This is a genomic window from Streptomyces katrae, assembly GCF_000966975.1.
GTDB classification, from domain to species: domain Bacteria; phylum Actinomycetota; class Actinomycetes; order Streptomycetales; family Streptomycetaceae; genus Streptomyces; species Streptomyces katrae.
The window spans coordinates 1-12399 of the sequence record NZ_JZWV01000083.1; the positions used below are offsets into that span (position 1 = coordinate 1).

At 70.5% G+C, this 12399-nt stretch carries 8 protein-coding genes and 3 pseudogenes; 2 read left to right on the forward strand and 9 right to left on the reverse strand.

The window, feature by feature from the left end; all coding sequences use genetic code 11:
- Positions 1-248: 248 nt before the first annotated feature.
- From VR44_RS04450 to thyX, 3 genes are all read right to left on the reverse strand, one after another.
- The gene (locus tag VR44_RS04450; protein ID WP_045946031.1) at positions 249-1934 is read right to left on the reverse strand and encodes a ribonuclease J; all 1686 of its coding nucleotides are present in this window, start codon (positions 1932-1934) and stop codon (positions 249-251) included.
- A gap of 114 nt (positions 1935-2048) precedes the next feature.
- The gene (dapA, locus tag VR44_RS04455) at positions 2049-2948 is read right to left on the reverse strand and encodes a 4-hydroxy-tetrahydrodipicolinate synthase (RefSeq protein WP_045946032.1); all 900 of its coding nucleotides are present in this window, start codon (positions 2946-2948) and stop codon (positions 2049-2051) included.
- A 255-nt stretch (positions 2949-3203) separates the two neighbouring features.
- Positions 3204-3944, reverse strand: a complete 741-nt coding sequence (gene thyX / locus VR44_RS04460) for an FAD-dependent thymidylate synthase (RefSeq protein ID WP_045946033.1) — start codon at positions 3942-3944, stop codon at positions 3204-3206.
- A 217-nt stretch (positions 3945-4161) separates the two neighbouring features.
- Here thyX and VR44_RS04465 point away from each other — a divergent pair, with 217 nt between their 5' ends.
- Positions 4162-4401, forward strand: a complete 240-nt coding sequence (locus tag VR44_RS04465; RefSeq protein WP_045946043.1) for a hypothetical protein — start codon at positions 4162-4164, stop codon at positions 4399-4401.
- A gap of 48 nt (positions 4402-4449) precedes the next feature.
- Positions 4450-4990, forward strand: a pseudogene (locus VR44_RS04470) (PH domain-containing protein).
- A gap of 127 nt (positions 4991-5117) precedes the next feature.
- Here VR44_RS04470 and VR44_RS42220 read toward each other — a convergent pair.
- The 6 genes and pseudogenes from VR44_RS42220 to eccD all read right to left on the reverse strand — a co-directional run.
- Positions 5118-5549 (reverse strand): annotated as a pseudogene (locus VR44_RS42220) (hypothetical protein); the annotation flags it as partial.
- A gap of 15 nt (positions 5550-5564) precedes the next feature.
- Positions 5565-6317 (reverse strand): 4-hydroxy-tetrahydrodipicolinate reductase, encoded by a 753-nt coding sequence (dapB, locus tag VR44_RS04480; RefSeq protein WP_045946035.1) that lies wholly within the window; start codon positions 6315-6317, stop codon positions 5565-5567.
- Positions 6318-6341: 24 nt separating this feature from the next.
- Complete coding sequence (locus VR44_RS04485; protein WP_045946036.1) at positions 6342-7721, reverse strand: M16 family metallopeptidase; 1380 nt, start codon at positions 7719-7721, stop codon at positions 6342-6344.
- A pseudogene (locus tag VR44_RS04490) lies at positions 7718-9953 on the reverse strand (polyribonucleotide nucleotidyltransferase). The gene VR44_RS04485 and the pseudogene VR44_RS04490 overlap by 4 nt, the downstream one beginning before the upstream one ends.
- A gap of 318 nt (positions 9954-10271) precedes the next feature.
- Entirely contained in the window at positions 10272-10559 is a 288-nt protein-coding gene (gene rpsO / locus VR44_RS04495; RefSeq protein ID WP_007266917.1) for a 30S ribosomal protein S15, read from the reverse strand.
- A gap of 171 nt (positions 10560-10730) precedes the next feature.
- Positions 10731-12236, reverse strand: coding sequence for a type VII secretion integral membrane protein EccD (gene eccD / locus VR44_RS04500; RefSeq protein WP_045946037.1), 1506 nt, complete (start codon positions 12234-12236; stop codon positions 10731-10733).
- Between the last annotated feature and the right edge of the window lie 163 nt (positions 12237-12399).

Sequence of the window (12399 nt, forward strand, 5' to 3'; positions counted from 1 at the left end):
CTCTTTTCCGTTCCGTTTCCGGTCTGGATTCGAATTCCGATGGCCTTCGGGGGGCCTTTTCCCTTTCGGGTGGGACAGACTTTATCAGGTTTCCCCGGTCTGTTTTCCCATCCTCCCCGACACATCGGTCCGGGCACACGTGTGTGCGCCGTTCCGTGCGGGTGGAGTCGTCAACTTACTGGAGCGGGGCCCCCGGATGCAAATCCGGTTGCCCCGCTCCGGTGATGTCGCTACCGATGACGCCGGGATCAGACCTCGACGACGACCGGGAGGATCATCGGGCGGCGGCGGTAGCCGTCGGAGACCCACTTGCCCACCGTACGGCGGATGAGCTGCTGGATCTGGTGCGGCTCGGCCACGCCGTCGGCCGCGGCGCGGGCGATGGCCTCCTCGATCTTCGGGACGATCGCCGTGAAGGCGGAGTCCTCGATGCCGGAGCCGCGGGCCTGGATGGTCGGGCCGCTGACGACCTTGCCGGTGGTGCTGTCCACCACGACGAAGACCGAGACGATGCCCTCGTCGCCCAGGATGCGGCGGTCCTTGAGGGAGGCCTCCGTGACGTCGCCGACCGAGAGGCCGTCCACGTACACGTAGCCGGCCTGGACCTTGCCGGAGATGCGGGCCTTGCCGTCGATCAGGTCGACGACCACGCCGTCCTCGGCGATGACGATGCGGTCCTTCGGGACGCCCGTCATGGCGCCGAGTTCGGCGTTGGCGCGCAGGTGGCGCCATTCGCCGTGGACCGGCATCAGGTTCTTCGGCTTGCAGATGTTGTAGAAGTACAGCAGCTCGCCGGCCGAGGCGTGGCCCGAGACGTGGACCTTGGCGTTGCCCTTGTGGACGACGTTCGCGCCCCAGCGGGTCAGGCCGTTGATCACGCGGTAGACCGCGTTCTCGTTGCCCGGGATCAGGGACGACGCCAGGATCACGGTGTCGCCGGGGACGATCCGGATCTGGTGGTCGCGGTTGGCCATGCGGGACAGGGCCGCCATCGGCTCGCCCTGGGAGCCCGTGCAGACCAGCACGACCTCGTCGTCCGGCAGGTCGTCGAGGGTCTTGACGTCGACGACGAGGCCAGCCGGGACCCGGAGGTAGCCCAGGTCGCGGGCGATGCCCATGTTGCGGACCATGGAGCGGCCGACGAAGGCGACGCGGCGGCCGTACTCGTGGGCGGCGTCCAGGATCTGCTGGATGCGGTGCACGTGGCTGGCGAAGGACGCCACGATGATCCGCTTCTGGGCACCCGCGAAGACGCCGCGGATGACGTTGGAGATGTCGCGCTCCGGCGGGACGAAGCCCGGGACCTCGGCGTTCGTGGAGTCCGAGAGGAGGAGGTCGATGCCCTCCTCGCTCAGACGCGCGAAGGCGTGCAGGTCCGTGAGGCGGTTGTCCATCGGGAGCTGGTCCATCTTGAAGTCGCCGGTGGCGACGACCAGACCCGCGCCCGTGCGGATGGCGACGGCCAGGGCGTCCGGGATGGAGTGGTTGACGGCGATGAACTCGCAGTCGAAGGGCCCGAGGTTCTCGCGTTCGCCCTCCTTCACCTCGAGGGTGTAGGGGCGGATGCGGTGCTCCTGGAGCTTGGCCTCGATGAGGGCCAGCGTCAGCTTGGAGCCGATCAGCGGGATGTCCGGCTTCTCCCGGAGGAGGTACGGGACGGCGCCGATGTGGTCTTCGTGGCCGTGGGTGAGGACGATGCCCTCGACGTCGTCGAGCCGGTCCCGGATGGACGTGAAGTCCGGAAGGATCAGGTCGATGCCCGGCTGCTCCTCCTCGGGGAAGAGGACACCGCAGTCGACGATCAGCAGGCGGCCGTCGAACTCGAAGACGGTCATGTTGCGGCCGATCTCGCCGAGACCGCCCAGCGGCGTGACCCGCAGGCCGCCCTTGGGGAGCTTCGGCGGCGGGCCCAGTTCAGGGTGCGGATGGCTCAAAGGTTCTCCTTCACCACGCGCGCCACGTACCCCTCAGGCACGTGGCGCGCATGTCATTCGTGCACTTGCTCTTGTCTGTTTTCGGTCCTGCTTATTCAGTTGTGAAGTCCGTTGTCAGAGCTGTACCCCGCCGGCGGCGAGATCGAGCTTGAGCTGGGCCGTCTCTTCGTCGGTCAGGCCGATGAGCGGGAGCCGCAGCGGGCCCGCGGGCAGCCCCTGCAGGTTCAGGGCGGCCTTGGTGGTCATCACGCCCTGGGTGCGGAACATGCCCGTGAAGACGGGGAGCAGCTTCTGGTGGATCTCGGTGGCCTTCTGCACGTCGCCGCCGAGGTGGGCCTCCAGCATCTCGCGCAGGTCGGGGGTGACCACGTGGGAGACGACGGAGACGAAGCCGGCGGCGCCGACCGACAGGAGCGGCAGGTTCAGCATGTCGTCGCCGGAGTACCAGGCGAGGCCGCTCTGCGCGATGGCCCAGCTGGCGCGGCCGAGGTCGCCCTTGGCGTCCTTGTTGGCGACGATACGGGGGTGCTCGGCGAGCCTGACCAGGGTTTCGGTGTTGATCGGGACGCCGCTGCGGCCGGGGATGTCATAGAGCATGACCGGCAGCCCGGTGGCGTCCGCGATGGCCGTGAAGTGCTGGAAGAGGCCTTCCTGCGGCGGCTTGCTGTAGTAGGGCGTGACCGCGAGGAGGCCGTGGGCGCCGGTGCGCTCGGCCTGGCGGGCCAGCTCCAGGGTGTGCCGCGTGTCGTTGGTGCCGATTCCGGCCACGACGTGGGCGCGGTCGCCGACCGCTTCGAGTACGGCTCGTACGAGGTCGTTTTTCTCCGCGTCGGTGGTCGTGGGGGACTCACCGGTGGTGCCGTTGATGATCAGACCGTCGTTGCCTGCGTCCACCAGGTGGACGGCGAGACGCTGCGCGCCGTCGAGGTCAAGTGCGCCATCCGCCGTAAAGGGCGTGATCATGGCGGTGAGGACCCGCCCGAAGGGGGTCTGCGGAGTCGAGATCGGAGCCATGGGTAACACGCTACTCGCTGCCATGCTCGCAGTGTCCCCTCGGGGGACGTCAACCGGGGATCCGTCGTGGGGGTCCCCCCGGTGGTGACCGGGGGTGGCCGGGGGGCGGCCGGTGTTGGATCCCGGCACTGCCTGCTCGGGGGTTCAAGCAGTGCCGGGTCCGTTTGATCAGCCTAGATGAACTTTCCGAAACGCCGCAATACGGACACTTGGGACTTCTCCCAGCACATCCGTACGCCGCACGTGCATCGGACCTTACGGGGCAACGCGACCGTTGCCGTTGAAGGCCGCGTAGGTCAGCGGCATGAGCTTCGCCCAGTGCTGCTCCATCTTCTCGCCGACCATCTCGATCTCCCGCTGCGGGAAGGACGGCACCTTCGCCAGCTCGTGCTGGGTGCGCAGGCCGAGGAAGTGCATGAGCGAGCGCGCGTTGCAGGTGGCGTACATCGACGAGAACAGGCCGACCGGCAGGACCGCCCGGGCGACCTCGCGCGCGACGCCGGCCGCGAGCATCTCCTGGTACGCCTCGTAGGCCTGGCGGTAGCTGTCCTCCATGACGCGGCCGGTCAGCTCCTGCTGCGCCTCGGTGCCCTCGACGAAGACGTACTTGCCCGGACGGCCCTCCTGGACGAGCTTGCGCTCGGCGTCGGGGACGTAGAAGACCGGCTGCAGCTCCCTGTAGCGGCCGGACTCCTCGTTGTAGGACCAGCCCACGCGGTGGCGCATGAACTCGCGGAACACGAAGATCGGGGCGCTGATGAAGAAGGTCATCGAGTTGTGCTCGAAGGGGCTGCCGTGGCGGTCGCGCATCAGGTAGTTGATGAGGCCCTTGGAGCGCTCCGGGTCCTTCTGGAGCTCGTCGAGGGACTGCTCACCGGCCGTCGACACACGGGCGGCCCACAGCACGTCGCTGTCGGCGGCGGAGTGCTTGACCAGCTCCACCGTCACATCACTGCGGAAGCTGGGTTTCAGGTCGGGGGCGACGGTCTCGCTCACACGGGGTCCTTCCGAACGCGTCTTTCGAGGGGGCGCGCCCACTCTACGGCGAGCGGCGGCACCCTCCTGACAAGCGGCGGCGGCCGCGGGCTCACCCGGACAGCTGACGGGCCGCCACGGATTTCGGCGGATGTCCGGGAATCCGGCACCGATCGGTCCGTTCGTTCGTCCTACGGAGCAGATGCGAAAGCCCGCCAACCCCGAGGAGGTCGCCCCCATGTTCCGCCGGCGCGAACCCGTCCCGTTCGCCTTCGTCGCCGAAGCAGACCGTTTCCGAAGCAATGTCACTCCGCCGCCGCGCGAGAGTCTGAGCATGACCCAGATCACCGCCCGTAGTCTGGTCGGACTGACCGTGGTGGCGGGGCTCGTCGGGTCCCTGCTCTTCGGGATGCCCGCCCTGCAGCCCTACAAGGCCACCGGCAAGGCGCAGCAGTCGGAGGCCTCCCAAGGGCGGTAGCCTCACGGGCTACAGATCAACGAACGTGCATGTGAGTGAGGTCCAGCCGTGCCCCTGCCCTTCCTGACGGCCGACGGCGTCTTCGACGCACACGAGGACGAAGCCCTCCCGCATGTGGATCCCGAGCGCTGGCGCCGCCCCTACCGGCCCGGCCCCTGGCGGGTGGCCGGTGCGGCGGTGCTCCTGCTGCTCTCGGCCTTCATGCTGCTGGCCACCGTCATCATCGCCTTCGCGGGCACCTGGGGCGGCGCCGCCGTCGCGGGGGCGGCCTCGGTCGGCGCTGCGGATCCTGCGCGCGGGCGTCTGGGTGAGTCCCGGCGGGCTGCGCCACGTGGGGTTCTTCACGACCCGTTCGATCCCCTGGAGCGAGGTCGAGGGGGTCAGGAAGGTCCAGCAGCCGGTCCGGTGGCTGGGGCTGCCGAGGACCGTGCAGGGGCAGGCGCTGACGGTGTCCGGACGCGGGGGCGTGGAGCTTCCGGTGCTGCTGACCGACCACAGCGCCGACTTCCTGTCGCGTGGCGAGGCCTTCGACCGGGCGGCCGTCCTGGTCGAGGCGTGGGCCGAGGAGTACCGGGCCGTGCCCGCCTGACGGTCCGGAGCCTGCGACGAAGGGCCCGTACGGGGATCGTCCCGTACGGGCCCTTCGTCGTGTGCCGTGTTCGTGCCGAGCGCCGGGTGGCGTCAGGTGCCGGCGTGCGCCGCCTGGTGCAGGGCGCCTGGTGCAGGGCGATGGCCCGTTGCATGGCCTTGCGGGCCCGCGGGGTGTCGCGGGCGTCGTGGTAGGCGACGGCGAGGCGGAACCAGGTGCGCCAGTCCCCCGGCGCGTCCTCCGTCTCGGCCTTGCGGCGCGCGAAGACCTCGTCGGCGGAGTCCCGCAGGATCCGGCCGTACTGGTCCCGCTCCAGTTCGTCGACGGGCAGGCCGCCCTCGGCCTCCAGCTCGGCGGCGAGCTGGTTGGCGCGGGTGACGAACCGGGTGTTCATCCAGAGGAACCAGATGCCGATGACCGGCAGGACCAGCACGGCCACACCGAAGGTGACGGTGAGCCAGGTGCCCTGCTGGATCAGCATCAGGCCGCGGCTGCCGACCAGGACGAAGTAGACGACCAGGACGGCGGCCGTGATGAAGTAGGTGATCTTCGCGCGCATGCTGCTACTGCCTCATCAGCCGAGGTCGAGGAAGTTTTCCAGGCCGAAGGTGAGGCCCGGGTTCTGCGTCACGCGGCGCACGCCGAGCAGGATGCCCGGCATGAAGCTGCTGTGGTGCAGGGAGTCGTGACGGATGGTCAGGGTCTCGCCCTCACCGCCGAGCAGCACCTCCTGGTGGGCCAGCAGGCCGCGCAGGCGGATCGCGTGCACCGGGACACCGTCGACGTCCGCGCCTCGGGCGCCGTCCAGGGCGGTGGCGGTGGCGTCGGGCTGCGGGGCGCAGCCGGCCTCGGCGCGGGCCGCGGCGATGAGCTGGGCGGTGCGGGTGGCCGTGCCGGAGGGGGCGTCGACCTTGTTGGGGTGGTGCAGCTCGACGACCTCGACGGACTCGAAGTAGCGGGCGGCCTGGGCGGCGAACTTCATGGTGAGGACGGCGCCGATGGAGAAGTTCGGGGCGATGAGCACCCCGGTCTCCGGGGAGCCGGCCAGCCAGCCGTTCAGCCGGCCGAGGCGGTCCTCGTTCCAGCCGGTGGTGCCGACCACGGCGTGGATGCCGTGGCCGACGAGGTAGTCGAGGTTGTCCATCACCGAGTCGGGGGTGGTCAGCTCGACGGCGACCTGGGCCCCGGCGTCGGCCAGCGTCTGCAGCTCGTCGCCCCGGCCGAGGGCCGCCACCAGCTCCATGTCCCCGGCGGCCTCGATGGCCCTGACGGCCTCGGAGCCGATGCGGCCCTTGGCGCCGAGGACTGCCACGCGCAGCTTGCTCATGCTTGTTTCCTTCACTCGTACGGGCTAGGCGACCGCTTCGTCCAGGCGGGCCGCCTGCTTCTCCTTGAGCGGGCCGACCACCGCGAGCGAGGGCCGCTGTGCCAGTACATCCTGGGCGACCTCGCGGACGTCGTCCGGGGTCACCTCGGAGATCCGGGCCAGCATCTCGTCGACGGACATCTGGTCGCCCCAGCACAGCTCGCTCTTGCCGATGCGGTTCATGATCGCGCCGGTGTCCTCCAGGCCGAGGACGGTGGAGCCGGAGAGCTGGCCGACGGCGCGCCGGATCTCCTCGTCGGTGAGTCCCTCGGAGGCGACCTTGTCGAGCTCGGCGCGGCAGATCCGGAGCACGTCGTGGACCTGGCTGGGCCGGCAGCCCGCGTAGACGCCGAAGAGGCCGGTGTCGGCGAAGCCGGAGGTGTACGAGTACACGCTGTAGGCCAGGCCGCGCTTCTCGCGGACCTCCTGGAAGAGCCGGGAGGACATGCCGCCGCCGAGGGCGGTGTTCAGCACGCCGAGGGCCCAGCGGCGGTCGTCGGTGCGGGACAGGCCGGGCATGCCGAGGACCACGTGGGCCTGTTCGGTCTTGCGGTTGACCAGGTCGACGCGGCCGGCGGTGCGGATGCGCTTGCTGCCGGTGCGGGGGCCGAGGGGCCGGGCGTCGGTGTTGCCCAGGGCGCCGGCCTTCTCGAAGGCGGCGCGGACCTGGCGGACGACCTTGGCGTGGTCGACGTTGCCGGCGGCGGCCACGACCAGGCGGGTGGGGTCGTAGTGCTTCTTCCAGAAGCGGCGGATCCGGTCGGCGCCGAGGGCGTTGATGGTGTCGACGGTGCCGAGGACGGGGCGGCCGAGCGGCGAGTCCCCGTACATGGTCTGGGCGAAGAGGTCGTGGACCATGTCGCCCGGGTCGTCCTCGGTCATCGCGATCTCTTCGAGGATGACGCCGCGCTCGGCGTCGACGTCCTCCTCGCGGATCAGCGAGCCGGTGAGCATGTCGCAGACCACGTCGATGGCCAGCGGCAGGTCGGTGTCGAGCACCCGGGCGTAGTAGCAGGTGTACTCCTTCGCCGTGAAGGCGTTCATCTCGCCGCCGACCGCGTCGATCGCGGAGGAGATGTCGAGGGCGGTGCGCTTGGCGGTGCCCTTGAAGAGGAGGTGCTCCAGGTAGTGGGTGGCGCCGTTCAGGGAGGGCGTCTCGTCGCGGGAGCCGACGTTCGCCCAGATGCCGAAGGTGGCGGAGCGCACGGACGGCAGCGTCTCGGTGACGACGCGCAGTCCGCCGGGCAGGACGGTGCGGCGGACGGTGCCGATGCCGTTCTCGCCCTTGAGGAGGGTTTGGGTACGGGCGACGGCCCGCCCCTCCGAAGAGGGGCGGGCCGTCACACGGGAACTACGCGACGTCACTTGTCGGAGTCGTCCTTGTCAGCCTCGGCGGCGTCCTCGCCCTCGATCACGGGGACCAGGGAGAGCTTGCCGCGCTGGTCGATCTCGGCGATCTCGACCTGCACCTTGGTGCCGACCGCGAGCACGTCCTCGACGTTCTCCACGCGCTTGCCGCCGGCGAGCTTGCGGATCTGCGAGATGTGCAGCAGGCCGTCCTTGCCGGGCATGAGGGAGACGAAGGCACCGAAGGTGGTGGTCTTGACGACCGTACCCAGGTAGCGCTCGCCGACCTCCGGCATGGTCGGGTTGGCGATCGCGTTGATCGTGGAGCGGGCGGCCTCCGCGGCCGGGCCGTCGGCGGCACCGATGTAGATGGTGCCGTCGTCCTCGATCGTGATCTCGGCGCCGGTGTCCTCCTGGATCTGGTTGATCATCTTGCCCTTGGGGCCGATGACCTCACCGATCTTATCCACGGGGATCTTGACGGTGATGATCCGCGGGGCGTTCGGGGACATCTCGTCCGGGGTGTCGATCGCTTCCATCATCACGTCGAGGATGTGGAGGCGGGCGTCGCGGGCCTGGGTGAGGGCCGCGGCCAGGACGGAGGCCGGGATGCCGTCCAGCTTGGTGTCGAGCTGGAGGGCGGTGACGAACTCCTTGGTGCCGGCGACCTTGAAGTCCATGTCGCCGAAGGCGTCCTCCGCACCGAGGATGTCGGTGAGGGCGACGTAGTGGGTCTTGCCGTCGATCTCCTGGGAGATCAGGCCCATGGCGATGCCGGCGACGGGGGCCTTGAGCGGCACACCGGCGTTCAGCAGCGACATGGTGGAGGCGCAGACCGAGCCCATGGACGTCGAACCGTTGGAGCCGAGGGCCTCGGACACCTGGCGGATCGCGTAGGGGAACTCCTCGCGGGTCGGCAGGACCGGCACGATCGCGCGCTCGGCGAGCGCGCCGTTCGGCGAGCGCGCCGTGGCCGATCTCGCGGCGCTTCGGGGAGCCGACGCGGCCGGTCTCGCCGACGGAGTACGGCGGGAAGTTGTAGTTGTGCATGTAGCGCTTGCGGGTCACCGGGGAGAGGGTGTCCAGCTGCTGCTCCATGCGGAGCATGTTGAGGGTGGTGACGCCCAGGATCTGGGTCTCGCCACGCTCGAACAGCGCCGAGCCGTGCACGCGCGGGATGGCCTCGACCTCGGCGGCCAGGGTGCGGATGTCGGTCAGGCCACGGCCGTCGATGCGGACCTTGTCCTTGATGACGCGCTCGCGCACCAGGGCCTTGGTCAGGCTGCGGTAGGCGGCGGAGATCTCCTTCTCGCGGCCCTCGAAGGCCGGGAGGAGCTTCTCGGCGGCGATGTCCTTGACGCGGTCCAGCTCGGCCTCGCGGTCCTGCTTGCCCGCGATGGTGAGCGCCTGGGCCAGCTCGCCGCGGACGGCCTGCTCCAGGGCGGCGTAGACGTCCTGCTCGTAGTCGAGGAAGACGGGGAACTCGCCCTCGGGCTTGGCGGCCTTGGCGGCCAGGTCGGCCTGGGCCTTGCACAGGACCTTGATGAAGGGCTTCGAGGCCTCGAGGCCGGCGGCCACGATCTCCTCGGTGGGCGCCTCGGCGCCGCCCTTGACCAGGGCGATGGTCTGCTCGGTGGCCTCGGCCTCGACCATCATGATCGCGACGTCGCCGTCCTCCAGGACGCGGCCCGCGACGACCATGTCGAAGACGGCGTCCTCGAGCTCGGTGTGCGTCGGGAAGGCCACCCACTGGCCCTTGATCAGCGCGACGCGGACGCCGCCGATCGGGCCGGAGAAGGGAAGGCCGGCCAGCTGCGTGGACGCGGACGCGGCGTTGATCGCGATGACGTCGTACAGGTGGTCGGGGTTGAGCGCCATGACGGTGGCGACGACCTGGATCTCGTTGCGCAGGCCCTTCTTGAAGGAGGGGCGCAGCGGGCGGTCGATCAGGCGGCAGGTGAGGATCGCGTCCTCGGAGGGGCGGCCCTCGCGGCGGAAGAACGAGCCGGGGATCTTGCCCGCGGCGTACTGCCGCTCCTCGACGTCGACCGTCAGGGGGAAGAAGTCGAGCTGGTCCTTGGGCTTCTTCGACGCGGTGGTCGCGGAGAGCACCATCGTGTCGTCGTCCAGGTAGGCGACGGCGGAGCCGGCGGCCTGGCGGGCGAGGCGGCCCGTCTCGAAGCGGATGGTGCGGGTGCCGAAGGAACCGTTGTCGATGACGGCCTCGGCGTAGTGGGTCTCGTTCTCCACTAGCGTTTTCTCCATTTTCGTCGTCTCCGTCCGCCACCCGTGTGGTGGAGGACGTCCGCCCGGCCACCCGTGTGGTGGAGGACGGTTGCGGAGAAGCGCTCCTGGCGTGCGGGCCGGTCTTCGATCGAAGCACCCGGTTCTCGGCCCCTCCGTGCGGGGCTTTCCGGATGCCACTACCGAGGACCGGCGGCGTAGGGAGGGCGCTCCTCCTCTTCAGTTGTGCGCTGTGACTCAGCCTACAAAGGGTCGGCCGGGTCGCGCACGTACGGCAAAGGGAGCGGCCCCATCGGTGTGGGAACCGCTCCCTTCACAGTGTGCTTACTTGGCGCCGGCCGCACCGCGGCGGATGCCGAGGCGCTCGACCAGCGTACGGAAGCGCTGGATGTCCTTCTTGGCCAGGTACTGCAGCAGGCGGCGGCGCTGGCCGACCAGGATCAGCAGACCACGACGGGAGTGGTGGTCGTGCTTGTGGGTCTTGAGGTGCTCGGTCAGGTCCGAGATGCGGCGGGACAGCATCGCGACCTGGACCTCGGGAGAGCCGGTGTCGCCCTCCTTGGCACCGAATTCGGCGATGATCTGCTTCTTCGTAGCGGCGTCGAGCGGCACGCTTACTCCTCGTATAGGTCTTCGTGGCCACCGAGTGCCCCAGGTCGAATTCTCTGGGGAGCTTCCGTGACTCGGGAGGCGGGGCCCGCTGAGCGCAGCCTCCAGAGGATTCCGGGGGCGCGTACACAAACGGCCGTCACACAGCGTACCAGGCTGCCGGGTCGCGGGGTCTCAGCTGGTGAGAGAGCGGGCGCGGCCGTACACGTCGAGTACGGCCAGGGCCAGCGGGACCAGGCTGAGCAGGACCGCGGCCTCGGTGAGGTCGAGCAGCCTTCCCCAGAAGGGTGACAGGCCCTTGCGGGGGATGACAAGCGCAATTCCGGCGAGGAGGGCCGCGCCGGCGGCGATGGCGGCGGAGAGCCAGATGGTGCGGATGTCGAGGCCGCCGCGGTCGTGGTAGCGGGTGAACTCCTCCATCAGGTTGCCGGGCGGGTGCAGGGCCAGGCCCAGGACGAGCAGGCCGATGGCGGCGAGGCCGGCGGCCAGGGCGCAGACCACCTGTGAGGTGTAGCGGAAGAGGCGGGCGCGCAGCAGTACGGCCAGGCCGGCGGCCAGGGCGAGGAGGCGGCCCCAGGTGTTGTCGGAGAAGCCGAGGACCGCGGCCGCGCCGACGGTGACGGCGGCGCAGCCGGCGACCAGGCCGAGGAGCATCTCGTGGCCGCGGCGGGCCTGGGCGGCGACGGCGTCGGCGTCGATCGGGTCACCCGCGTCCGTGCGGCCGTCGCCGGGCTGGTCACCGTACGGGTCGGTGTCGTGGCGGTCCGGGGTCTCGTAGTCCGGGGCGGCGCTCTGCGGGGCGGCGTAGCCGATGGGCAGGCGGGCGAAGCGGGCGGAGAGGCCGGGCAGGAAGGCGACGAGTCCGATGGCGACGGGGGCGCAGACCGAGGCGGTGGCGGTCGCGGAGGCGCCCGTGGTGATGGCCGCGAAGGTGGCGAGGGTGCCGGTGGCGGCGAGGAAGGTGGCGGCGACGAAGGGTGCGTCGCCGTGCGGGGTGAGCGCGGTCAGGGCGACGGAGGCGACGAGGACGCAGCCGCAGCCCAGCAGGAACTGCAGGCGGCCGGGTCCCTGGCCGGGGGCGGCGGCCAGGATGCCGGAGCCGGCGATCAGCAGGTGCGGCAGGCCGCCGAGGCCGAGGGCGACGGCGGAGCCCCGGTCGCGGTAGACGCGGGCGCGCACCGCGGCGGCGGCGGTGAGCAGGACGCCGGCGGATCCGGCGATGATCCCGGGCAGGCCGTGCATGTCGTGGCGGACGGGGTCGGCGTACCAGAGGACGAAGCCGAGGAGGACGAGCAGCACGGCGGCGCCGGCCAGGCCCGCGCCGCGGAGCATCTCGTCGCTCCAGCGGTGCCGGTCGCGGACGACGGCGGAGGCGACGGCGTCGGAGACGTCGTCGAACACGGCGGGCGGGAGGGACTCGGCGAAGGGGCGCAGGCTCAGCACCTCGCCGTCGAGGACCTGCTGGGCGGCGAGGGTGCGGGCCCCGTCGAGGACGACGCCGGAGCGGCGTACGAGGTGGAAGCCGGTCGGGGCGCCGACGGGCTGGGTCTGGCCGGTGAGGCGCAGCAGCTCGGGGTAGACGTCGGCGACGGCGATGTCCTCGGGGAGGGCGACGTCGATCCGGCTGTCCGGAGCCACGACGGTGACCCTGCAGAATCCGGTCGCCTCGGCCGTACTCACCTGTGTGACCCCCCTGGTTGCCGCCCCTGGGCGGCCGATTCGCGGATGCGCATGGGTGGATGCGCGTGGTGCGCGCGCCACCCTACCCGGAGGGCGTGCGGCCGTCGGCAAGTAGGATCACGGTTCGCGCCCGGGCGCGGGGTGCGGTAGTCCCCTGCGGGTC

Excerpts from the sequence above, each read along its gene's own strand:
- dapA (WP_045946032.1), bottom strand. The coding sequence starts at position 2,948 with ATGGCTCCGATCTCGACTCCGCAGACCCCCTTCGGGCGGGTCCTCACC.
- VR44_RS04465 (WP_045946043.1), top strand. The coding sequence starts at position 4,162 with ATGTTCCGCCGGCGCGAACCCGTCCCGTTCGCCTTCGTCGCCGAAGCA.
- dapB (WP_045946035.1), bottom strand. The coding sequence starts at position 6,317 with ATGAGCAAGCTGCGCGTGGCAGTCCTCGGCGCCAAGGGCCGCATCGGC.